This window comes from Leisingera sp. SA215 (assembly GCF_055902035.1).
On the sequence record NZ_JBVVXU010000014.1, the window covers coordinates 15,415 to 38,175 of the forward strand.

A 22,761-nucleotide genomic window follows, 5' to 3' on the forward strand; every position below is an offset into this window, starting at 1 on the left:
AGGCTTCCCTGAGGATGCTCATTTCCTCTTAGGGAGCAGCTGAAGCAGGAACTTCGCACTCTCGCCATGGAAAGAATATTTTTTCATACCTAGCGTTTGATGGCTTTGGTGTGTTTAACTTCGAATAAGCGCAGAGAAAATCTGCCAGAATGACAAAACTACGGGGAGCCTGCTTTGGCTGATGCGTCAAACGTCGATGCGTTCGTTGAATTCGAACGCGTCCAAAAAAGCTATGATGGCGAAAATCTCGTTGTCAAAGACCTCAACCTCACTATGCCCAAGGGCGAGTTTCTGACCATGCTCGGCCCGTCCGGTTCGGGCAAGACGACCTGCCTGATGATGCTGGCAGGATTTGAAACCGCCACCCATGGCGATATACGCCTTGGCGGAACGTCGATCAACAACATACCGCCGCACAAGCGCGGCATCGGCATGGTGTTCCAGAACTATGCGCTGTTTCCGCATATGACGATTGCGGAAAACCTGTCGTTCCCGCTGGAAGTCCGAAAAATGGGCAAGTCCGAGCGCGAAGCCAAGGTGAAACGGGCGCTTGACATGGTTGAAATGGGCGCCTTTGGCGGCCGCCGCCCGTCGCAGTTGTCTGGCGGCCAGCAGCAGCGGGTCGCCCTGGCCCGCGCGTTGGTTTTTGAACCGGAACTGGTTCTGATGGACGAACCGCTGGGCGCGCTTGATAAGCAGCTGCGCGAAAAGATGCAGTTCGAAATCACCCATCTGGCGCACAGCTTGGGGATTACTGTGGTCTATGTGACCCACGACCAGACCGAAGCGCTGACAATGTCGGACCGTGTCGCTGTGTTTGACGATGGCCGGATCCAGCAGATTGCACCGCCGGACCAGCTGTATGAAAGCCCGGACAACAGCTTTGTTGCCCAGTTCATCGGTGAAAACAACACGCTGGAAGGCACTGTCAAGGAAATCAACAACGGTATCGCCTTGGTGCAGCTTGACGATGGCGGACTGATTGATTGCAAGCCGGTCAACGTGTCCCGCCCCGGCGAGCGCACCCGTGTGTCGATCCGCCCCGAACGGGTGGAATACAACAAGGAACGCCTGCAGAAAGGTGTTCATACGCTTAAGGCGGAAGTTCTGGAGTTCATCTATATGGGCGACATCTTCCGCACCCGTCTGCGGGTGGCCGGCAATGATGAGTTCATCATCAAAACCCGGAATGCCCCGGACCAAGCCCGTCTTCAGCCCGGTCAGCAGATTGAAATCGGCTGGCTGCCGGAAGACTGCCGCGCGCTGGACGCCTGATCCGCACGCGCAAAACCCCCGGCGGACGAATGACCGGGGGGGATTCTCACGTCTGTGAATTTCAACAAGGAGAGACTCTCTATGAAAATCAGCAAACTGTCTGCACTGGCGGTGACCACTGCGCTTTGCGCCCCTTCGGCCTTTGCCGAAGAAATGGCCAATGAGCTGACACTGGTATCCTGGGGCGGTGCCTATCAGGCCAGCCAGCAGAAAGCCTATGTGGAACCCTATCTGGCCCAAAATCCCGGCGTTAAGGTGATCTGGGACGAAAGCTCTGCTGAGGCTGTGGCCAAGATCCGCGCCATGAACGAAGCCGGCAATGTGACCTGGGACCTGGTGGACGCTGTGGCCTCCGACTCGATGCGCTTGTGCGACGAAGGCCTGGCCGAAGAAATCAACCATGACGAAGATCTGGCTGCCGCGCCCGATGGCACCCCGGCCTCCGAAGACTTCGGCGATCTGATCGTCAGCGACTGCTTTGTGCCGCAGATCGTCTATTCGACCACATTCGGCTACCGCACCGATTTGATCGACAAGCCGGAAACAGTCTGCGCAATCTTCGATACTGAAAAGTATCCGGGCAAGCGCTCGCTGCAGAAACGCCCGATCGACAACTTGGAATGGGCGCTCTATTGCGACGGCGTGGCCAAGGATGAAATCTACGATGTTCTCGGCACCGACGAAGGTGTGGAGCGTGCGCTGGCCAAACTGGGCAGCATCAAGGATCAGGTCGTCTGGTGGACTGCCGGTGCGGAAACCCCGCAGCTGCTGGCGGACGGCGAAGTGGTGATGGGCTCGACCTACAACGGCCGTCTGTTCTCGGCAATTGCCGAACAGGACCAGCCGATCGGTATGCTCTGGGACATGCAGTCCTTTGATCTGGATGGCTGGGTTGTTCCGGCCGGTCTGCCTGCAGACCGCAAGGCGCGCGTGATGGACTTCCTGAAGTTTGCGACCGACACCCAGCGTTTGGCTGATCAGGCCGCTTACATCTCCTATGGTCCGGCCCGAGCATCCTCGGCACCGTTGGTTGGCAAGCACGCCGAACTGGGCATCGATATGGCCCCGCATATGCCGACTGACCCGGCAAATGCAGGCAACGTGCATATCTATGACTACGAATGGTGGGCAGACAACCGCGATGACCTGAACGCAAAGTTCCAGGCATGGCTGGCAAAGTAATCTGACCGACACCTGATGCTGCGGGGGGCCTGACTTGACCGGGCCCCCTGCCCACAAAAAAATAAGACCCGACGGGAACCCAATGAGTGATATTACCCAATCCGGCCCGGTGCTGGCCGCCGACGGCAGGCCGCTGAAGCGCAGCTTGGCGCGTGCTCTGCGCATGCAGAAGCTGCGCGCACTGCTGCTGATCGCGCCGCTGTTGCTGTTCATCCTTGTGACCTTCATCCTCCCGGTGGCGGACATGCTGTTCCGGTCGGTAGAGAACCGGATTGTCCAGGATACATTACCCCGCACGGTTGAGGTACTGGCTGACTGGGATCCTGCATCGGGTCAACTGCCGGAGGAGGCTGCTTTTGCCGCTCTGGCCGCCGACCTTAAGGACGCGGCTAATGTGAAGACCCACACCAAAGTTGCCAAGCGTCTGAACTATGAAAACCCGGGCCTCTCTTCTGTGTTCCGCAAGTCCGGCCGCAAGGTCAAGAATTGGGATATCGCAAACGACGGCCCCTTCCGCGAAAAACTGATCGATCTCAACGACGGCTGGGGCGATGTCGAGCTTTGGCGGACGATCAAGACTTATTCCAGCAGCTTCACGTCCGGCTACTTCCTGAACGCCGTCGATATGCGGCTGGGGGCTGATGGCCCCGAGATCCGGCCAGAAAATGAACGGATCTACAATACCATGCTGATCCGGACCATGCGGATGTCCCTGATCATCACCTTCAGCTGCATCCTTTTGGGGTATCCGGTTGCCTGGATCCTGGCGAACCTGCCGGCACGAAAGGCAAACCTGCTGATGATCCTGGTGCTGCTGCCGTTCTGGACATCGCTTCTGGTGCGGACCTCTGCGTGGAAAATTCTGCTGCAGCAGCAGGGGGTTATCAACGATACGCTGGTCTGGATCGGGCTTGTGGATGACGCCAACCGATTGGTTCTCATCAACAACGAGCTGGGCACCATCATTGCGATGACCCATATCCTGTTGCCCTTCATGATCCTGCCAATGTACTCGGTGATGCAGACCATCAACCCGTCATATCTCCGCGCCGCCAAATCCTTGGGGGCCACCGACTGGACGGCGTTCTGGCGCGTCTACTTTCCGCAAACCGTGCCGGGAATCGGCGCCGGGTCGATCCTCGTCTTCATTCTGGCTGTCGGCTACTACATCACCCCGGCCCTGGTTGGCGGCACCAAGGGCACCTTTATCTCGAACCTAATCGCTTACCACATCTCGACTTCGGGCAACTGGGGTTTGGGCGCGGCACTGGGCGCAATCCTTCTGGCGGTGGTTCTGTCCCTTTACTGGGTCTACGACAAGGTCGTCGGCATCGACAACGTGAAGCTGGGGTAACGGACATGAGCGCACTTCCTCCTTATGCAACCACCGGCCAGCGTGCTTGGTACTATTCCTTCCGGGTCATCTGCGGACTGGTGTTCTTCTTCCTGATCGCGCCGATCGTGGTGATCATCCCGCTCAGCTTCAACGCGCAGGACTTCTTCACCTTCACGCCTGAAATGCTGCGGCTGGATCCCGAAGGCTACTCGCTGAAGCACTACCGCGACTTCTTCAGCAATGACTCCTGGCAGTCCGCGATGTGGAACTCGCTGAAGATCGCGCCGATGGCGACCATCGTCTCGGTGACCTTCGGGACATTGGCAGCGATCGGCCTCAGCCAGCCGCATGTCCCCTTCCGCCGGGCGATCATGGCGATTCTGATCTCGCCTATGATTGTGCCGCTGATCATCTCTGCAGCGGGCATGTACTTCTTCTACAGCCGTATTGGCCTTCAGGGCACATACTTCGGCGTGGTGCTGGCACATGCGGCGCTGGGTATCCCTTTCGTGATCATCACGGTGACAGCAACCCTGGTCGGTTTCGACCGGTCGCTCACCCGGGCTGCGGCCAACATGGGCGCGGATCCGGTCACCACCTTCTTCAGGGTGCAGATGCCGCTGATCCTGCCCGGGGTGATTTCAGGCGGCTTGTTTGCCTTCATCACCTCTTTTGACGAGGTCGTCGTAGTGCTCTTTGTTGGTTCTGCCGGTCAGAAGACATTGCCCTGGCAAATGTTCATCGGTTTGCGGGAGCAGATTTCGCCAACCATTCTGGCTGTGGCGACGCTGCTGGTGGCGATCTCCATCATGCTGCTGGCTACGGTAGAAATGCTGCGCCGCCGCTCCGAGCGTTTGCGCGGCATGTCGCCCAGCTGATCAATCCTTAGAAAACTCTATAAAAAAGGCCCCGATCCGGGGCCTTTTTTAATACCGGAAATACCCCAGAGTTGATTTGGCTGTAAGGCCAAAGCGGGGCGGCCGCCTCAAGACGTTGTCACCGCAGCTTTTGCAACAGCTGCAGGGACGCATAGCCGTCCGGCGTCAATCCTTTGGCAACCTGAAAGGCGCGCACAGCGCCGATGGTCTTTGGTCCGATTTTGCCATCGATGCCATCAGTGTCGAAACCCGCCCGGGTCAGCCGCTGCTGCATTTCTTCCCGCTCGGACAGGGTCAGTGCCCGGTCGCCGCGCGGCCAGTTGCCCTGGATCGGAGTGCCGCCCTTGATCCGGTCCGCCAGATGACCGACACCGATCACATAGGCATCTGCCGTGTTGTAGCGTTCCAGAACGGCGAAATTTTCAAAGATCATAAAGGCAGCCCCGGCACTGCCGGCGGGCAGCAGGATCGCTGCGGGACCGTGACCTGCCACCGGGCGCCCGTCCAGTCCTTTGACGCCAAGCGCGGCCCATTCCGAAGGCGGCTTCTCGATTTCCCGATCTGCCAGCGTGTAGTCAAATCCTTCAGGCAGGGAGACTTCCAAGCCCCAAGGCTGCCCTTTCACCCAGCCGAATTTATTAAGATAAGCCGCGGTTGAGGCCAGCGCATCAGCCGGGTTGTCCGACCAGATATCTCGCTTGCCATCGCCGGTGAAATCCACGGCGTAGTCCAGATACGACGTCGGGATGAACTGGGTGTGCCCCATGGCGCCGGCCCAGCTGCCGGTCATCTTGCGGGCGGCGACATCGCCGGCCTGCAGGATCTTCAGCGCAGCGACCAGCTGGCCCTCGAAAAATGCCCCGCGCCGGCCGTCAAAGGCCAGCGTCGCCAGGGACCGAACCACATCCATCTTGCCACGGAACGTGCCATAGCTGCTTTCCAGCCCCCAGATCGCCACAACGATCTCTTTTTCGACACCATATGCCGCTTCGATCCGATCCAGCCGGGCACGCTGCGCCTGCAGCGCCGCCTTGCCGTTTTTAACCCGCAGGTCCGAGGCGGCACTGTCCAGGTAGTCCCAGATCGTCTTGGTGAACTCCGACTGGTTGCGGTCGCGGCGGATCACCTCAGCATCAAAGCTGACCCCGGAAAATGCGCTGTCCAGCACCGGCGCGCTGACCCCCTGCACAATTGCCCGGTTACGGAACGCCATGATCCAGCCTTGGAAGTTCAGGTCCGCAGCGGCAAGTTCCGGCTTCAGGGGTTTAGAATCCGCTGGCCTTTCCGCAGGTCTCTGGGCAGTGGCCGCAGCCAATTGAATGCCTTCCCCTTGCCCCCCATCTTCGAAAAGCCCGGGACGCTGGGCGGGTCTCAGGGAACTGTCCGGTGCGGCCTCTGCCGCCATTGCGCCGCCTGCTACCAGGGACGCTGCAACCCATCTGCGCATGATGCACCTCATTATCACTGCTCCCCGCCAGTCTAACCGAGGTGCGGTTCTGGTAAAGAGGTCAGTCCTTGCATGTGCGGGGGGCCGCTTGCCGGTGTTCGTGGCGGAACTGCTCCAGTGCGTCCCGCAGCATCGGCACCCGCTGCGGACGGAAGCTTTGCCCTGTGATCTGCAGTGCTTGCATCCGGTCCAGCCGGAACACACGGATGGCTTCACGCAGGCAGCACCAGGCAATCAGCACAGTCGAGCGGTCAAAATAAACCACACTCAGCGGTTTCACCTGCCGCTCGGTCGCCGCGCCGTGCCCGTCAGTATAACCAAAGCGTACCTCCACCTCGTCCCAGGTGGCCTGGCGTAACTCCTGTGCCGAAATCGCGGGCGGGATAGGCCGGTCAAACCGGTAGGGTGCCAGCACCGCGTGGCGCAACCGGTGCGCCTGCCGCGACGGTAGCCGCGCCTGCAGCTTGCGCAGCGCTTCCGAAGCCGCTTTGGCCAGCTCGGGATCGCCGATCTGCTCGACTTCGCGCAGGCCCAGCACCAGCGCCTCCAGTTCCGTATCGCGAAACCCCATCGGCGGCAGGGCGTTGTCCTCGATCAGGGTGAACCCATAGCCCGCGGCGCCATCAATTACCGCGCCCATTTCGCGCAGGGTGGCAATGTCACGGTGGATGCTGCGGGCGGATATCCCCAGTTCCTCGCCCAGCCGCGCCGCGGTATGCGGGCCGGGGCCCAGGCGCAGGGCCTGCATCAGCTGAAAGAGTCGGTGGGTTCGGGACATGTCTGATCATTCTATGACTTAATGACAATTTCTGTCATTAGTAAGGTTTAGAGAAGGGCCGATTAAACGCAACGAACAGGATTTCTGCAATGCTTTCCCTCCTCACATTCCCCACCGGCTTCGGTTTGTTCAGCATCAGCCCCTTCTGCATTAAGTCCGCGATGATGCTGGAGCTGTCTGGCCAGCCATGGCAGCGCAGCGACCTTCTCGATCCCACCGGAATGCCGCACCGGAAACTGCCAGTACTGGAAACCCCGGAAGGCCAAATTTCCGACAGCGACGGCATCCGCGACTGGCTGGAGGCGCAGGGTGCCGATTTTGACACAGGGCTGGATGCGGCGTCCCGCGCCCAGGCGCGCGCTTGGGTCCGGCTGGCAGAATATCATCTGGGCCTGCACTTGCTGCAAATGCGCTGGAACGACGACACAGTCTGGCCGGAAGTGCGTGATCAGATCTTCCAGCCGGTTCCCGGCCCCATGCGGGAAGAGATCAGCGCCCCGGTCAGAAAAGAAATCCAGGACGGGCTGCACTGGCAAGGCGTCGCCCGGTTTAGCAATGCAGAGCGGTTGCGCCGACTGGAACAGGATCTGAAGGCCATCGCCGCGCTTGCCGCCGAACGCGGATTTCTGATGGGTGGCAAGATCTCCTCGGCAGATTTAAGCGTAGCGCCGTTTCTGATCTCCATGCTGCACACCTCTGAGGCTTCGGCGGTCAGCAATCACTTGCGAGACGACAAGGTTCTGTGCGCTTATTTGAGCCGTGTATTCGAAACGGTGCCCTTGCCATGAAACCTGCCTGTTCCCCCGCAGAGATCGAGGCCGCCTTTGCGGTCTCTGACCCGCTTGCGCGGGAAGGGCTGCTGCGGCTCCGGCAGCTGATAGTCAAAACCGCCTCCGAGACACCAGAAGCCGGGCGGGTGGAGGAAGTTCTACGCTGGGGGCAGCCATCCTACATAACGCCAGAAACCAAGACGGGTTCCACCATCAGGCTTGGGGTTCCGAAGGACGCGCGTTTCGCGCTGTTTGTGCATTGCCAAAGCCGGCTGATCCCGGAGTTTGCCGCGGCCTTCCCGGCCTGGGACCGGTTTGAGGGCACCCGTGCAGTTCTGTTCAATGATCCCGCCGAGGTCGAACCCATTCGTCATGGCTGGCTGATCAAGCGCGCCTTGACGTACCGTATCCGGCCGCCGCTGGAGATGCCGGCCTGACAAAATGCCGGGCTGTCCCCGCGGGGACAGCTGCTTAATCCCGCCGCTTGCGCTCTACCTTGCGTCTGACTTTGGCAGCCTTGTGCTTGGACTTTGCAGCTTTGCGCTTCACGGTCCGGCCTGCCGGGCTGCGCCGTCCGCCTTTGCGGGATCCGCCGCCCTTGGGCAGTTCCAGGTTTTCAATTGCAAGCAATTCCAGCTCCAGCCCGCCGGTCACCGGTGCTGCCTGAACCAGCCGCACGGTCACCCGCTGGCCGATGGCCAGGGTCATGCCGGTGTCTGCCCCCATCAGCGTGCCGGCCTGGGCGTCGAAATGGAAGAACTCCCGCCCGATCGAGCGGACAGGAACCAGCCCGTCGGCGCCGGTCTCGTCCAGTTTCACAAAGGCCCCGAACCGGGCAATGCCGCTGATCCGCCCCTCGAATTCATTGCCCACGCGTTCACTGAGGTATGAGGCCAAATAGCGGTCCGTGGTGTCGCGTTCCGCTATCATCGATCGCCGCTCGGTGTCGGAGATATGAGTGGCGGTCTCCTCCAGCCGTTCGATCTGGGCTGCATCCAGCCCATCGTCGCCCCAACCGTGCGAGGAGATGAGGGAACGGTGAACAATCAGGTCCGCATAGCGCCGGATCGGCGAGGTAAAATGCGCGTAGTTCTTGAGTGCCAGACCGAAATGGCCAAAGTTCTCCGGGTTGTAATAGGCCTGCTGCATCGACCGCAGGGTGGAGATATTGATCAGCTCCGCCTCATCGGTTCCCGCCGCGTGGTTCAGCAGCGCGTTCAGATGCCGGGTCTGCAGCACTTGGCCCTTGGCCAGGTTCAATCCCGCCGCGCGGGCGGTTTCGCGCAGTGCTTCCAGCTTCTCCTGCGCCGGTTCCTCATGCACCCGGAACAACAGCGGCGAGCGCTTTTTGATCAGCGTTTCCGCCGCGGCGACATTGGCAAGGATCATAAACTCCTCGATCAGCTTGTGCGCATCCAGCCGGTCGCGGAAGGCAACCGAAGTTACACTACCAGCGTCATCCAGTATGATTTTGCGTTCCGGCAGCTCCAGGTCCAGCGGCTCACGCACGGCTCTTGCCCTTTTTAGAGCCGCGTATGCCGCAAAAAGCGGCTTGATCACATCTTCCAGAAATGGCGTGGTCTTCTCGTTTGCATCGCCGTCCTGCGCGTCTTGCACCTCGGCGTAATGCAGCGAGGCGGCAGAGCGCATCAGCCCGCGCACAAACCGGTGCCCGATCTTGTTGCCTTCGGCGTCCACCTGCATACGCACCGCGATACAGGCACGCGGCACCCCTTCGTGCAGTGAACAGAGATCGCCTGACAGCCGGTCCGGCAGCATCGGCACAACCCGGTCGGGAAAATAGCTGGAGTTGCCGCGTTTGCGGGCTTCGCGGTCCAGTGCAGAGCCGGGGCGCACATAGGCGGCCACATCGGCAATCGCCACCCAAATCACATGGCCGCCCGGGTTCTTCGGGTCGTCGTCGGAATGGGCATAGCAGGCGTCGTCGTGGTCGCGCGCATCCGCCGGGTCGATGGTGACCAGGGGCAGCTCGCGCAGGTCTTCGCGGCCCTTGAGACCCATCGGCTTGGCGGCATCCGCCTCGGTCATGACCGGATCGGGGAAATGGTCAGGGATACCATGCTGGTGAATGGCAATCAGCGACACCGCCTTAGGTGCTGCCGGGTCGCCCAGCCGCTCCACGATCCGCGCCCGCGGTAACCCCATGCGGCCCTTGGGACCAGCCTGTTCGGCTTCGACCAGCTCGCCGTCTTTGGCGCCGTTTATGGCGTCCGGTGCCACCATCCATTCGCTGGACGCGGCCTTGTCGATCGGCACGATCCGCCCGCCTTCGGAGCCTGCGCGGAAGATGCCCAGCACCCGTCTCGGGTTGCTGCCGATGCGGCGGATCAGCCGGGCTTCGTAGTTGTGGTCCTGATCCGGAACCTGCTGCAGCTTTACCAGGATCTTGTCGCCTTCACCCAAGGCCGGATCCGAGGCGCGGGGGAGGATCAGGATGACTGGCTCCACGCCCTCGCCATGCCACTCCAGCGGGCGTCCGTAGAGATCGCCATCAGCGTCCGGTGCCTTGACCTGCAGCACGGTCACAGGCGGCAGCTGGTCCGGGTCGCGGTAGGTCTTCTTGCGCTTATGCAAGTGGCCCTCGGCCTCCAGCTCCTTGAGGATGCGCTTGAGGTCGATGCGGTCGGCGCCCTTAATGCCAAAGGCCTTGGCGATGTCGCGCTTGGAGGTATGGGTCGGGTTGGCGGAGATCCAGTCGAGGATTTCGGCCTTGGAGGGAATACGGCTCATGTCTTCCGCCCTAGCACGGCGGGCGGGCGGCGTCATGGTGAAAAGCGTGCCGTCAGCGCTGCGGCAGATCCGCGGCCGTGTCGACGTCACGCAGGGTATCGGTCAGCGCGATGCGCCAGCCGGGCAGGGTTTGCAACGTGTCCGCCAGCGCGTGTTCGCTGGACCAGCGGGTGTATTCGAACAGTCTGTGCGGCAGTCGGGCCGGGTGTTTTGCACCAACCAGCCAATAGCCGCCGTCGTCCGCGGGGCCAAAGGCGGCGTCATGCCCGCCAAGGGCGGTGAAGGCCCGGGCGATGTGGGCGCGGGTGATGCCAGGGATGTCGGCGCCGATCAGGCAGGCAGGGCCGGGGGCAGATTGCAGCATCCGCTTCATCCGCTGACCCAGGTCGCCGCCGCCTTGCGGCAAGCGGGGCAGATCAGCAGGCCAGACCTTTGAATTCACCGCGATGTCGGGAGCTGCCGCCAGCACAATCCGCCAGCGCGGATCGCGCAATCGCCGCATCAGCCGGGCGGATTGGTGGCGGAACCACCAGGTTGCCGGGATCACGCCGATGTCCCGGGCCAGCCGGGTTTTCACCCGGCCAGGGCGCGGCTCCTTAACCATGATGATCAGGGTGCGTTTCACGTGAAATCAAGCACCATGTCCCGGTGATCGATGCCGGCATCGTCATAGACCGGACCGAAGGCGGTGAAGCCAAGCTTTTCGTAGAACCCGATGGCATGGAGCTGCGCGCCCAGTTTGGCTTTGGCAGTGCGGGGGCGGGCCTGAGCCGTTTCAACCGCCGCCTCGATCAGCTTGGCACCGAGGCCGGTGCCGCGGGTGGACGGCAGCACGCAGACCCGGCCGATCTTGGCAGTGTCACCGTTGAAGACAATCCGCGCGGCTCCGACGGGGGTGCCGTCCTGAACCGCCAGCAGATGCGTCGCAGCGTCATCCAGCGCGTCCTGTTCCATGTCCGCCGGCACGCCTTGCTCCACCACGAACACCTGGTGGCGCAGGGAAAAGCAGGTTTCAAGATCGTCCGTGACAGCGATGTTCAGGTTCATGCAAAATAATCCTGCAGGATCCGGGTGTAGATAGATTTCAGCTGGTGGATCTGGGCCACTTCCACCCGTTCATCCACCTGATGCATGGTTTTGCCGACCAGGCCGAATTCCACCACCGGGCAGTGATTCTTGACGAAGCGCGCATCGGAGGTGCCGCCGGTGGTCGACAGTTCGGGCTTGCGGCCGGTTTCCGCCTCGACCGATGCTGAAACCAGATCTGACAGCGCTCCTGGCGGGGTGATAAAGCTTTCGCCGGAGACCTGCACATCGATCCCGATTTCAACGCCGAACTCCGCCGCCACTTTGCCAGCCTCGCCTTGCAGCCACTCTGTCAGGCTGACGCCGCTGTGGGAGTCATTGAAACGGATGTTGACGGTTGAGGCCGCCTGCGCCGGGATCACGTTGGTGGCCGGGTTGCCGGTGTCAATGGTAACGACCGCCAGCGTCGAGGCATCAAAATGATCGGTGCCCTGGTCCAGTTCATGGCTGGCCAGCCGATCCATCAGCCGCACCATCGCGTTCAGCGGGTTATTGGCGCGGTGCGGGTAGGCCGAATGCCCCTGCACACCAGTCACCGTGAACCAGGCGGTCAGTGAACCGCGGCGGCCGATCTTGATCATTTCCCCCATCTCGTCGGGACAAGTAGGTTCACCCACCAGGCAGACGGACATCTGTTCGCCCGTGCGCTCCATGTAGTCCAGCAGCGCGGTGGTTCCGTCCACAGCATCGCCTTCCTCGTCGCCGGTGATGGTCAGGATGATGGCGCCGTCCGGGGGGGTGACCTTCACAAAATCAATGGCGGCGGCGGCGAAGGCGGCGACCCCCGATTTCATGTCGGTGGATCCGCGCCCGTACATAAACCCGTCTTTTTCTTCGGCGCCGAAAGGCGGCATGGTCCAGGCGGCCTCATCCCCTAGCGGCACCACATCAGTATGGCCGTTGAAGCCGAAGGTTTTGGCGTGGCCTTTGGCGCCCCATCGGGCAAACAGGTTGCTGACATCGCCGCGGTCTGTCCGGGTGCACTGAAAATCAGCCTCGCTCAGCAGTTTCTCCAACAGCACCAGTGCGCCGCCTTCTTCGGGCGTCACTGACGGGCAGCGGATCAGATCGGCGGTCAGGCGGGCGGGATCGGTTTGCGGCATGGGCGGGTTCCTCACTTTCCGGTTGGCACAGGCCTAGCGCGGATCGGGGCGCGGTGCAATTCACAGAGCCATCAGAAAATGTGGCGCAAAAGCAGCGGTTTCACGGGTGACCGCGCGCACACCCAGCGACACCGGCGTGATCCTGTCCACCGGGCGGGCCGGTCACTTCACCCGCTCCGGTGGCGCCCCCAACCGTTCTACTCAGATGTCGACCGACACGTCCGGCGAAAACAACACTGCTGGCTTCAATGCAGCTGCCGTCAAGAGGTGCCTTTGCGCCGGTGCGCCTCAGGGCACCGCTCTGCCGGGCGCGTCAGACACGCCGCTGATCACTTGCTTTCAGGCGGTGCTGCCGCATCATGAGCCGCCGCTGGCAGTCGGTACCCTGCCCGAGCACCGGCAGCCGAGATTCCCGGAGCTGCGGGCCTTGGAGGCCGCGATGCCGGGCGAACAGCGGACGGCCCGAAACAGCTCCAGCTTCGACTCCGGCCTTTCCCGCCAAGGCGCTTGCGTGAAAAAGGGTAACCGCATAAGGACGTTAAAACTGTCCCAGAGGCCTGACCCGAGCGTTCCCGTGCTGTATCTCCGCCTGACAACCGCCGCCCTGTTCCTGATTTGGGGGCAATTGCTGTCTGCGCAGGTGCTGACGGTCAACACGGTCACCCGGCCGCCGTTTTCGATGGTAGAGGAAGGCCGCGACACCGGCTTTTCCCTGGAACTCCTGAAAATTCTGGCGGAGCGGCTGGAGTGGGACTACCAAGTCAACCGCACGAACAGCTTTGCGGAGATGCTGGACGGGGTGCGGCGCGGCGAGGCGGATCTGGCCGTTGCTAATATCTCCATTACCGCCGCGCGCGAAGTGGTGATGGACTTCAGCCAGCCCATTTTCGAAAGCGGCCTGCAGATCATGGTTCAGGCCGATGAAGTCCGTCAGCCGTCGCTGATGCGGGCGCTGCTGTCCTGGGACCTGGCTGCGGCGATCGGCATTGCCTTCTTGCTGCTGTTCGGCGGCGGCATGCTGATGTGGGCCTTCGAGCGCCGCGCCCAGCCCTATTTCGACCGCCCCTTGAAGGAAGCCTGGTTCCCTTCCTTCTGGTGGGCGCTGAACCTGGTGGTGAACGGCGGATTCGAGGAACGGGTGCCGCGCACGCCGGTGGGCCGGATGTTCGGCGTGGTTCTGGTTGTGTCTTCGCTGTTCATCGTTTCGGTCTTTGTCGCCAAGATCACCGCTGTAATGACGGTGGAGGCGATCAGCGGCTCGGTGAACTCGGTGAACGACCTTTATGGAAGATCCGTAGGAACCATTGGCGGGTCGACCGCGGCGGGCTTCCTTGACCGTCGTGAGATCGACTATTCGGCCTATTCCGGGCTGGCGGAAATGCTGGCCGGCTTTGAAACCGGCGAGGTGAAGGCGCTGGTTTTTGATGCGCCGGTGCTGAATTTCTACGTCCGGCAGGGCGGCCACCAGTACGGCCATACTATTGGCCAGCCCTTTTTGCGCGAGAATTACGGGCTGGTGTTCCCGGCTGGCTCACCGCTGGTGGAAGAGATCAATCGGGCGCTGCTGGCATTGCAGGAGGACGGCAGCTATGACGCCCTTTACCGCGAATGGTTCGGTAGCCGGAACTGACGCCCGCAGTTAGTGAAAGACCGGCTCCTCGCCGTCGAAGAACGGCGTCATCTGGGCGACGATCACGGCGTTCTCTTCCAGCGCCCGCTGCATCAGCGCGCGCTCCTCGTCACCGATCTCATGGCCTTCGGCTTCGCGTTCTTCCAGGGTGCCATAGCCGGTGACATCAAGCGGCGCGGTATCGGCCTGCTTGAGGATCGCCACGGTTTCGCGCACCGCCTCAGCCTCATCCACGCCGGAGGCATAGATCATCAGCGCCGCACCGGTGGCACCATCTGGCAGGCCGTCGCCGTCCTTGCGCCCGATCTGGACAAGCAGGGTATAAACTTGCTGGCGGGAGGGTTTCTTCTTTTCCATGCCGCCGCCATAGCGCCGGGGCAGGGGGGTGGTCAATCAAATAGCGGCAGCGGGACTTAGGGCCCGGATGAACGGATGGCTTGCAGCGGCGGGTGGCGGCATATTATGTCTATGCTTATCTGCTCCCGAAAAGGACCTGCCGATGCGCATCTCCGCTCTTTCTGCCCAGCCGGTACCTTGGAAAAACGGCGGCGGCGTGACCCGCGAGCTGGCGGTACACCAAGAAGGCGGCCAAATGATCTGGCGCCTAAGCCTGGCGGATATCGATCAAAGCGGCCGGTTCTCTGCCTTTCCGGGCCTTGCGCGCATCCATTGCATCGTCGAGGGGGCCGGGCACGTCCTGTCGAACAGCGGGACACGCCTGGAGGCCCGCCCGCTGCATCCATTGCGGTTTGACGGCGGGCTGGAACTGGAGTGCCGCCTGCGCGACGGGCCCAGCAAGGCGTTCAACGTGATCTATGATCCGGCAAGGGTCACGGCAGAGGCCGGGATTTTAAGGGATGGGGCGCTGCCTGCCTTTGCGGACCACCACGTGCTGTTTGTTGTTGCCGGCAGATTGGAGATAGCAGGCAGGGGGCATTTTACCGCGGGTGAGGGGATCGTAATGGAGAACGCCACCAGCGGAGTGGTTTCCGATGGCGGCGCGATCATCCAAGTGCAGTTCTTGCCGGTTTAGAGGCTGTTTAGCAGCTCCTTGATTGCACTTCGGTATCCCGCAACCACGCTGTCGCGGGCGATGTGGCGTCCCTGCTGGACCACATGGCGGCCGGCGCTCCAGACATCGGTCACGGAGTCGTCACCCGCCGCAAAACACAACCCGTCCAGCATCTGCTCCGGCTTCAGTGCGCACAGCGCGGGCACGCCGCTGTCAAGGGCCACCAGATCCGCCAATGCACCTTCTTCGATCCGGCCGGCATCGCGGCCCAGGGCCTGCGCACCGCCCTTGGCTGCGCCCAAGTACAGCGTCTCGCCCACCGAGCCTTCGCCGGGCACCAGCACGTTGCGGGCCAGATCCCGCAGGCGCTGGGAATACTCCAGCGTGCGCAACTCCTCGGGCAGTGAAATCCGCACGTTGGAGTCTGATCCGACTCCGAACAGGCCATCATGAGCCAGGTATTCCACCCCGTTGAACGGGCCGTCGCCGAGGTTTGCCTCGGTGATCGGGCACAGGCCTGCGACGGCGCCGGACCGGGCCATGCCCACGGTCTCGGCGCTGGTCATATGGGTTGCGTGGATCAGGCACCATTTGCCGTCAACCGGGGCGTTGCCTAGCAGCCATTCGACCGGCCGCGCCCCCAGCCAATCACTAATGTCGGCGACTTCCTTGGGCTGCTCGGAGATATGGATATGCACCGGCAGCCCGTCCTGGATCTGCAGCACTGCTGCCAGGTCCTCGGGGCAGGTGGCGCGCAGCGAGTGCGGTGCGATACCGACGCAGGCGTCCTGCGGCAGCTCCCGTGCCGCAATATCACGGGCGCGGGCGGCGAGATCAGCGAACTCAGCCACAGAATTGCCGAACCGCTGCTGACCACCGTTCAAAGCCTGTTTTCCGGCTCCGCCGTAGGTATAGAGCACCGGCAGATGGGTGAGGCCGATGCCGGTCTGGCTGGCAGCGGCAAAGACCCGCTCGCTGAGCTCGGTCATTGAACCAAAATGCGCACCGCCCGGCTGGTGGTGGACATAATGGAACTCGCCGACAGATGCGTAACCGGCTTCCAGCATCTCCATGAACACCAGCGCCGCAATGGCCTCGTACTGTTCCGGGGTGATGCGGTCCATGAAACGGTACATCAGCTCGCGCCAGGTCCAGAAGCTGTCCTTTCCGGCGGCACGGTATTCGGTCATGCCGGCCATTGCGCGCTGGAAGGTGTGGGAATGCAGGTTGCCCAGTGATGGCAGCAGCACATCTGCCGGCGTATCACCCGGCTGCGCCTGGGCATTGGTTTCCAGGGAGGAGATCCGGCCGTTGTCAACCGTCAGCCGGAGGTTCTCTGCCCACCCTTGGGGCAGGCGGGCGTGCTGGGCGAATATCGTCTGCATGAGACCCTCTTATGTGTAGATATAATGTTAATAGCTGCATGTTTATTATGCTGCAAGAGTATTGCGCAGGAGGGGCGCTGCCCCTCGGCCTGGCGGCCTCGCCCCGGAGTATTGGGAACCATACAGAAGCTGGTGCATCTGCTGAAACGAAAAACGCGCCCGGTGAGGGGCGCGTTCTATGAGGTTTGAACTGTGACGCGGGTCAGTCGCGCAGCAGTTCGTTGATGCCGGTCTTGGAGCGGGTCTTCTCATCAACCCGCTTCACAATCACCGCGCAGTAGAGGCTGATGTTGTTCTTGGAGGGCATCGAGCCTGCCACCACAACCGAATAGGGCGGCACTTCACCATAGGTCACTTCGCCGGTCTCGCGGTCAACGATTTTGGTCGACTTGCCGATGAACACGCCCATGCCCAGAACCGAGCCTTCGCGCACGATGCAACCCTCGACCACTTCGGAGCGGGCGCCGATGAAGCAGTTGTCCTCGATGATGGTGGGGCCGGCCTGCATCGGCTCCAGCACGCCGCCGATACCGACGCCGCCGGAAAGGTGCACGTTCTTGCCGATCTGCGCGCAGGAGCCCACGGTGGCCCAGGTGTCAACCATAGTGCCTTCGCCGACATATGCGCCGAGGTTCACGAAAGAGGGCATCAGCACAGCACCAGGCGCGACATAGGCGGATTTGCGGACGACGCAGTTGGGGACTGCGCGGAAACCAGCGGATTTCCACTGGTCTTCATCCCAGCCGGCAAACTTGCTGTCGACCTTGTCCCACCAGCCGCCGGCCTGCGGGCCGCCTTCTTGGATTTCCATATCCTTGATGCGGAAGCCCAGCAAAACCGCCTTCTTCGCCCACTGATTCACATGCCAGTCGCCGCTGTCCAGCTTCTCGGCCACGCGCAGAGATCCGGAATCCAGCGCGTTCAGAGTGTCTTCAATGGCTTCACGGGTCTCGCCGGTGGTGGCGGGGGTGATGGTGTCGCGCGCCTCCCAGGCGGCTTCGATTGCTGCTTCCAGCTGGGCGTTGGACATGGGGGTTCCTCCGGCATCCGTTAGATTCGGGGTTACATAGCGGCAATCTGCCCGCAGGTCATGTCCGGATTGCGTCCAAATTGCCGCTCCGCACGGCGTTTTGCCTGCTGTCAGCGCACCCGGCGCAGGTGGCGGCGCAGGATTTCGCAGGCTCCGGCCGCGTCGCGGCGGACCATCGCCTGAACGATTGCGGCATGGTCGCTGTCCACCCGGCGGGTCCATCGGTGCTGCCAGTTGGCGAACAGATGGCGGGCTGCAGCGATGTGCAGATCGTCGATCGAGGCCAGCAGCCGCGGCATTGCGCAGGGGGTCAGTATCACCTTGTGAAAGGTGCGGTTTAACCGTTCCCAACTGGCCATATCCTCCGCCGCATCACAGGCCAGACGGGCGGACTCGGCGGTTTCGACGTCCTCGGGTGTGAGGCGGCCGAATGCATGTGTGAGGGCCAGAACCTCCAGCGCGACCCGCATCTCGATCACTTCGCGGATTTCGGAAGGGTCCAGGGCGCTGACACGGGTGCCGCGGCGGGGTTCGGATTTGGCGAGCCCATGCGCCTCCAGCCGCAGCAAGGCTTCGCGCACGGGCACATGACTTGCCTCAAACTCGCGTGCGATATGGTCCTGGCGCAGCCTTTCGCCGGCTGGGAGGCTGCCGGTAATGATGCGCTCGCTCAAGCTTTGATAAATCGTGTCGGCAATGGTTTCGGACATGTATTGGCGATACCGGGGCCGCCTCCTGCCCGCAAGGATTATCCCAAGGGATCCGGGGCTATGTTGCCGCCGCAGATCAGTACTGCCACACGCTCGCCGGGCGCAGGGCGGTAGGCGCCGCACATCAGCGCAGCCAGAGCGGTGGCACCTGCGGGTTCGGCCAGGATCCGCCGCTCGCGCCACAGTGCGGTCTGGGCATTGGCGATGGCGCTGTCCGGTACGGTCACCGATGTCAGGTCTTGTGCCGACGCAAGCTCGAAACAGATGGCGCCGATGCGTTTAGCGCCAAGGGCGTTGGCCGCAATGCCGGAGACGTCCACATCCACCGGTTGGCGGGCCTGCAATGCCGCATGCAGAGCGCAGGAGGTTCCGGGCTCTACCGCAACGATCTTCTTTGTGCCGTGGAACCAGGCCAGCGCGCCGGCAATCAGCCCTCCGCCGCCCACCGCGATCAGGAGGGTATCCGCCTCAAGGCCTTGGGCCTGCCATTCGGCAAAGCAGGTGCCCTGGCCCGCAACGGTGGCGGGTGCATCATAGGCGTGGACCTGCATGGCGCCGGTTGCAGCTTCGTAGGACTGTGCTTGCTCCAATGCATTGGCATAGGCACCAGGCACGACCTGCAGATCGGCGCCCGTGCTTTCGATCAGGGAAATTTTGGCAGGGCCGGCCATTTCGGGCACATAGACCCGGGCCTTGTGGCCCAGCTGATGCGCGGCATAGGCCGCGGCGGCGCCGTGGTTGCCGCCGGAAGCTGCCACCAATCCGGCCGGGGGCACTGGCCGGCTCAGCAATGTGTTGAAGGCACCGCGCGCCTTGAAGCTGCCGGTATGCTGCAAATGCTCCAGCTTCAGCGCCACCGGGAAACCCAATCCGAAGCCCTGCGTTTGCATCACCGGGGTCTGCTGCACATAGGGGCCAATGCGTTCTGCCGCGTTCCTGATTTCTGCCTGCCAGTCCATTTGCCGTGCTCCTTGTGTGCCGCGGTGGAACCTTAGCCATGCGGTCGCCGGGTGCAAGCGGGCAGTGGCATTTCCTGCATTCTTGATTGGCGCTAACGGCCAAGGGCGGCTACAAAGGGAGACCTGTTTATTAACTTGGGACTTTCTATGACCGAAGACCGCCACAGCCGTTTCCGCGATGCCCATTCCGACCGGGACCAGGCCGAGCATGTGCCTGCCACGCCGCAGACCCAGGCGCCTGCCTACCGGCTTGCCTTTGCCGATGAAGAGTTTCTGTGCCGCGAGGAACTGCGCCCGGTGCGGCTGCAGCTGGAGCTGCTGAAGCCGGAGTTGATGCTGAACGAGCATGGCATTGAAAGCACCATCGTGATGTTCGGCGGCGCCCGCATTCCGGATCCCGAGCACAAGGATCAGGCGCGGACCCAAACGCTGGCGGATCTGTCGCATTTCTATGATGAGGCGCGCGAGTTCGCCCGGCTGATGACTGAAAAGTCGATGCAAAGCGGCGGCCGCCAGAATGTGATCGTAACCGGCGGTGGTCCTGGTGTGATGGAGGCGGGCAATCGCGGCGCATTGGAAGCAGGCGGCCAGTCCATTGGCCTATCAATCGTGCTGCCGCATGAGCAGGCGCCCAACGGCTATGTGACGCCGGACCTCAGCTTTAATTTTCACTACTTCGCGATCCGCAAGATGCATTTTCTGATGCGGGCGCGGGCTATAACCGTGTTTCCTGGCGGTTTTGGCACCTTGGATGAGCTGTTCGAAAGCCTGACGCTGATCCAGACCGGCCGGATGGAACGGGTTCCTTTCTTGCTGTTTGGCAAGGCGTTCTGGGACAAGATCATTAATTGGGAGGCGCTGGCCGATGCCGGCACCATTTCGGATCAGGATCTGGACCTGTTCCGCGTGGTCGACACCGCCAAGCAAGCGGTGGAGGTTATCGACAACTGGGAGCCCGCGCCGCCGCGCGACAGCCTGCCCGGGCGCGACCGCTAAGCGCCGTCTGCATTGCAGCTGCTGCCAGAATCAGGCGAATTCCGGCGGCAGCCTACCAATCTCGTCACCGGTGGTGAGCCGGGTGAGTATCTGGGCGCCTTCAATGGTTTTTACAGAATAACCGTAGCCGCGCAGCCGGAATTGCCATTCGCGCGGGCTGAGTGCCTTTTCCCGTTCGCGGCGGATAAAGTCCAGCATGCTGGGGTCGATCGGGGCAGTCTTGCGTTCCATCGGAGCCATTGTAGAGTCCTTTTGAAAGTGGATTGTCCGTGTGTACGAAACTGTTGTCAGCAGGCGGCGGAATTTCAGCTGTATTGTGGAAAGAATGCGGCGGGCTGATCCGCGCACCGGAGTGCGGCTCTTGCGCAACACCTCTCAGGTGTCAGCCACAGCATTCCTTTTCCAAACAGCTGAAACCGGGTGTTAATTTCGCCGCGAAATCCCGAATCCAGTCCCCTCAACTCCTTTCAGCTGTCCACCTTGGCCGCCATGTCATGAAAACGTCATGCTGCAAAGCCGGGCTTCTGTGATAACGTCTAGGCAGAATCCTCCAAGACAGAATTTGGCGTTCACTCTCTCAGTGCCCCTGCCTATCGCGACTCCAGCAAGCACGCGCGTAAGCAAGATTGGATTGTTTTGATAATTGCCAGTTCCAGGGAAAAGATGCCTGAAACCTCTGTGCGTGCTGCCGAGTATGTTCGCGTGTCGACGGACCATCCGCGCTATTCCACGGAAATCCAGGCCGAAGCGATAAGAGCCTATGCTGCACGTCGCAACATGGAGGTGGTTCGAACCTTTGCGGATCAAGGGAAGAGCGGCCTGCGTATTGAGGGGCATGACGCGCTGCAATCTCTGGTCGAGCTGGTCAACTCAGGAACGGCCGATTTCGATGCAATCCTCGTCTACGATGTGAGCCGTTGGAGCCTGTTCAAGGATGCGGATGAAGGTGCATATTTGAGTACATGTGCCGCCGCGCTGACATTGAGGTCCACTATTGCGCAGACCAATTCGACAATGACGGAGGTACGGTTGCCAACATCGTCAAAAGCGTCAAGCGCGCTATGGCGGGAGACTATAGCCAAGAGCCAACGACGAAAGTCTTTGCAGGCAAATGCCGGCTGATCGAAAAAGGCTATCGGCAAGGCTGGCCTGCTGGCTACGGTCTCCGTAGGCTCCTGAACAATTCGCAGCTGCGGCCAGCGCCATCGCCACCCGGCATGCGAAGCTCTCTGACAAGGAAATGTTCGACTGGCTTAAGCATCTGCTTAGTGAACAGGGAGCGCTGTCGGGCCTCATCATCAATGAAGCCGCTGACCTTCCCTCAAGCAGCGCCAATTCCTCCCGGTCTGGCAGCTTTCTGCGGGCAGACACTCTCGTTGGCTACCATCCCCGGCGAGACTGCCGCTACATCGAAATCAACCGCAGGCTCCGGGAAATGCATCCGAGTATTGTCCAGGACGTCCTGAACGGCATTCACGCCGGTGGCGGCCGTGTTGTCAATGAAACCTCCGGCCTCCTGAGGCTCAACGAGGAGCTTACGCTTTCCATTGCCGTCGCTCGCTGCACCCGTCAGAAAATGGAAGTGTCTCGCGGAAAGAATTGGCGAGAATGGAGCATGAACTTGCCAGCCTGCAATCTCAGCTCAAAGTGTTCGTAGATACATTTGGTCTCGACATGCGCTACCTGACCGTCGTACGCGGCTACCTTTTTAGGCAGCTGAACAACCCGAACATCGTCACGTGGATTCACGAGAACAGGGCGGAGTATTTACGAGAGTTTGAAAAGATCTCTGAAAGCAAGCTGGAAGCAGGAGAAGACAGCCACGAGATCAAAAACTTTGGGGACCCGGACCCAGGACTTCGAAGCGCGGGAACCATGGGAGACGCCGTACGGTAGGGCGGATCGAGCATGGTGGCAGGAAGGGCGGCGATCCGGCTGGAGCTTGCCATGCAGGTCCATAAGCCCGGCCGCGAGGCGTAACGCGCCCGCTGAATTTTAAGAATTGGGGCCTGCTGATGCAGGTCACCCACTTATGCTCAGCCGCCAGTCATGGAACTTTTCGCAATACTTCCTTCGGCGTTGGTATTCTTGATGGCGCTGTCTTTGAGCCATCAGAACGGCCACGTTGCAGGCCAAGTAGTTTTCCCTCAGGACCACATTCTGCCCCGGAAGAAGGCGGGTTTTCCGGGTTTTACATCGTCAACCCGGAAAACAGATAGTGTGATTTTCGGAAGATGCATGGTGTGTCTGACATCGGGCATTGAGGCGCCGTGATAACGCCGGCCGGAGAACCGGCGGGAAAGCGGACTTCAGCAGGCAGATTTCACGCAGTAGTTTGCCATTTTCTGGAAATTGTCATTCTTCGCTCGGTTTGAAGCTAAAAGCGGGCCAAACTCGGCCATATTTGCAGGCAAAAACTTACCGGTGACCGAA

22 protein-coding genes and 1 pseudogene are annotated in these 22,761 nt (G+C 61.4%); 11 read left to right on the forward strand and 12 right to left on the reverse strand.

Features of this window, described 5'->3' with window-relative positions:
* Positions 1-174: 174 nt before the first annotated feature.
* From AC0KW6_RS15225 to AC0KW6_RS15240, 4 genes and pseudogenes are all read left to right on the forward strand, one after another.
* Positions 175-1,275: an ABC transporter ATP-binding protein gene (locus AC0KW6_RS15225; RefSeq protein ID WP_323776050.1), complete on the forward strand. Its 1,101-nt coding sequence runs from the start codon at positions 175-177 to the stop codon at positions 1,273-1,275.
* A gap of 81 nt (positions 1,276-1,356) precedes the next feature.
* Positions 1,357-2,457 (forward strand): extracellular solute-binding protein, encoded by a 1,101-nt coding sequence (locus AC0KW6_RS15230; RefSeq protein WP_323776049.1) that lies wholly within the window; start codon positions 1,357-1,359, stop codon positions 2,455-2,457.
* Between the two features lie 82 nt (positions 2,458-2,539).
* Positions 2,540-3,811: an ABC transporter permease gene (locus tag AC0KW6_RS15235; protein WP_323776048.1), complete on the forward strand. Its 1,272-nt coding sequence runs from the start codon at positions 2,540-2,542 to the stop codon at positions 3,809-3,811.
* Positions 3,812-3,825: 14 nt separating this feature from the next.
* A pseudogene (locus tag AC0KW6_RS15240) lies at positions 3,826-4,671 on the forward strand (ABC transporter permease); the annotation flags it as partial.
* Positions 4,672-4,789: 118 nt separating this feature from the next.
* On the opposite strand, the gene AC0KW6_RS15245 reads toward AC0KW6_RS15240, so the two are convergent.
* Positions 4,790-6,118 carry a lytic murein transglycosylase gene (locus tag AC0KW6_RS15245; protein ID WP_474035325.1) on the reverse strand — a complete coding sequence of 443 codons (1,329 nt, stop codon included), beginning with the start codon at positions 6,116-6,118 and terminating at the stop codon, positions 4,790-4,792.
* A gap of 61 nt (positions 6,119-6,179) precedes the next feature.
* Positions 6,180-6,896, reverse strand: a complete 717-nt coding sequence (locus tag AC0KW6_RS15250; RefSeq protein ID WP_474035326.1) for a helix-turn-helix transcriptional regulator — start codon at positions 6,894-6,896, stop codon at positions 6,180-6,182.
* Between the two features lie 89 nt (positions 6,897-6,985).
* Between AC0KW6_RS15250 and AC0KW6_RS15255 the strand changes: the two genes are divergently transcribed.
* Together AC0KW6_RS15255 and AC0KW6_RS15260 are read left to right on the forward strand one after the other, a co-directional pair.
* Positions 6,986-7,684, forward strand: a complete 699-nt coding sequence (locus AC0KW6_RS15255; RefSeq protein ID WP_474035327.1) for a glutathione S-transferase family protein — start codon at positions 6,986-6,988, stop codon at positions 7,682-7,684.
* Positions 7,681-8,103, forward strand: coding sequence for a DUF1801 domain-containing protein (locus AC0KW6_RS15260; RefSeq protein ID WP_474035328.1), 423 nt, complete (start codon positions 7,681-7,683; stop codon positions 8,101-8,103). The genes AC0KW6_RS15255 and AC0KW6_RS15260 overlap by 4 nt, the downstream gene beginning before the upstream one ends.
* Before the next feature lie 34 nt (positions 8,104-8,137).
* On the opposite strand, the gene rnr is transcribed toward AC0KW6_RS15260, so the two are convergent.
* From rnr to dapE, 4 genes are read right to left on the reverse strand one after another with little or no spacing between them, the layout of a single operon-like run.
* Positions 8,138-10,417: a ribonuclease R gene (rnr, locus tag AC0KW6_RS15265; RefSeq protein WP_323776043.1), complete on the reverse strand. Its 2,280-nt coding sequence runs from the start codon at positions 10,415-10,417 to the stop codon at positions 8,138-8,140.
* 52 nt (positions 10,418-10,469) lie between these two features.
* Positions 10,470-11,042 carry a TIGR04282 family arsenosugar biosynthesis glycosyltransferase gene (locus tag AC0KW6_RS15270; protein ID WP_323776042.1) on the reverse strand — a complete coding sequence of 191 codons (573 nt, stop codon included), beginning with the start codon at positions 11,040-11,042 and terminating at the stop codon, positions 10,470-10,472.
* Positions 11,039-11,464 (reverse strand): GNAT family N-acetyltransferase, encoded by a 426-nt coding sequence (locus AC0KW6_RS15275; RefSeq protein WP_323776041.1) that lies wholly within the window; start codon positions 11,462-11,464, stop codon positions 11,039-11,041. Before AC0KW6_RS15275 ends, AC0KW6_RS15270 begins: the two co-directional genes overlap by 4 nt.
* Positions 11,461-12,606, reverse strand: a complete 1,146-nt coding sequence (dapE, locus tag AC0KW6_RS15280) for a succinyl-diaminopimelate desuccinylase (RefSeq protein WP_474035329.1) — start codon at positions 12,604-12,606, stop codon at positions 11,461-11,463. Before dapE ends, AC0KW6_RS15275 begins: the two co-directional genes overlap by 4 nt.
* Positions 12,607-13,180: 574 nt before the next feature.
* Between dapE and AC0KW6_RS15285 the strand changes: the two genes are divergently transcribed.
* Positions 13,181-14,236: a transporter substrate-binding domain-containing protein gene (locus AC0KW6_RS15285; RefSeq protein ID WP_474035354.1), complete on the forward strand. Its 1,056-nt coding sequence runs from the start codon at positions 13,181-13,183 to the stop codon at positions 14,234-14,236.
* Positions 14,237-14,245: 9 nt separating this feature from the next.
* Here the strand turns inward: AC0KW6_RS15285 and AC0KW6_RS15290 are convergent, their stop codons facing one another.
* Complete coding sequence (locus tag AC0KW6_RS15290; RefSeq protein ID WP_024092300.1) at positions 14,246-14,593, reverse strand: hypothetical protein; 348 nt, start codon at positions 14,591-14,593, stop codon at positions 14,246-14,248.
* 142 nt (positions 14,594-14,735) lie between these two features.
* Between AC0KW6_RS15290 and AC0KW6_RS15295 the strand changes: the two genes are divergently transcribed.
* Entirely contained in the window at positions 14,736-15,269 is a 534-nt protein-coding gene (locus tag AC0KW6_RS15295) for a HutD/Ves family protein (RefSeq protein ID WP_323776039.1), read from the forward strand.
* On the opposite strand, the gene AC0KW6_RS15300 is transcribed toward AC0KW6_RS15295, so the two are convergent.
* The 4 genes from AC0KW6_RS15300 to AC0KW6_RS15315 all read right to left on the reverse strand — a co-directional run bounded on the left by AC0KW6_RS15300 (position 15,266) and on the right by AC0KW6_RS15315 (position 19,332).
* A complete protein-coding gene (locus AC0KW6_RS15300; RefSeq protein WP_323776038.1) occupies positions 15,266-16,633 on the reverse strand; it encodes a formimidoylglutamate deiminase in 1,368 nt (455 codons plus the stop codon). The two genes, AC0KW6_RS15295 and AC0KW6_RS15300, sit on opposite strands and share 4 nt — an antisense overlap.
* Positions 16,634-16,835: 202 nt before the next feature.
* Positions 16,836-17,663, reverse strand: coding sequence for a 2,3,4,5-tetrahydropyridine-2,6-dicarboxylate N-succinyltransferase (gene dapD, locus AC0KW6_RS15305; protein ID WP_323776037.1), 828 nt, complete (start codon positions 17,661-17,663; stop codon positions 16,836-16,838).
* 110 nt (positions 17,664-17,773) lie between these two features.
* Entirely contained in the window at positions 17,774-18,373 is a 600-nt protein-coding gene (locus tag AC0KW6_RS15310) for a GntR family transcriptional regulator (protein ID WP_323776036.1), read from the reverse strand.
* 38 nt (positions 18,374-18,411) lie between these two features.
* Positions 18,412-19,332 (reverse strand): threonine/serine dehydratase, encoded by a 921-nt coding sequence (locus AC0KW6_RS15315; RefSeq protein ID WP_474035330.1) that lies wholly within the window; start codon positions 19,330-19,332, stop codon positions 18,412-18,414.
* Between the two features lie 147 nt (positions 19,333-19,479).
* On the opposite strand from AC0KW6_RS15315, the gene AC0KW6_RS15320 reads away from it, so the two are divergent.
* Positions 19,480-20,328: an LOG family protein gene (locus tag AC0KW6_RS15320; protein WP_474035331.1), complete on the forward strand. Its 849-nt coding sequence runs from the start codon at positions 19,480-19,482 to the stop codon at positions 20,326-20,328.
* Between the two features lie 30 nt (positions 20,329-20,358).
* On the opposite strand, the gene AC0KW6_RS15325 is transcribed toward AC0KW6_RS15320, so the two are convergent.
* Entirely contained in the window at positions 20,359-20,559 is a 201-nt protein-coding gene (locus AC0KW6_RS15325; protein WP_416361476.1) for a hypothetical protein, read from the reverse strand.
* A gap of 432 nt (positions 20,560-20,991) precedes the next feature.
* Here AC0KW6_RS15325 and AC0KW6_RS15330 point away from each other — a divergent pair, with 432 nt between their 5' ends.
* Together AC0KW6_RS15330 and AC0KW6_RS15335 are read left to right on the forward strand one after the other, a co-directional pair.
* Complete coding sequence (locus AC0KW6_RS15330; protein ID WP_323776032.1) at positions 20,992-21,450, forward strand: recombinase family protein; 459 nt, start codon at positions 20,992-20,994, stop codon at positions 21,448-21,450.
* Positions 21,451-21,888: 438 nt separating this feature from the next.
* Positions 21,889-22,224, forward strand: a complete 336-nt coding sequence (locus tag AC0KW6_RS15335) for a hypothetical protein (protein ID WP_323776065.1) — start codon at positions 21,889-21,891, stop codon at positions 22,222-22,224.
* The last annotated feature ends 537 nt before the right edge of the window (positions 22,225-22,761 follow it).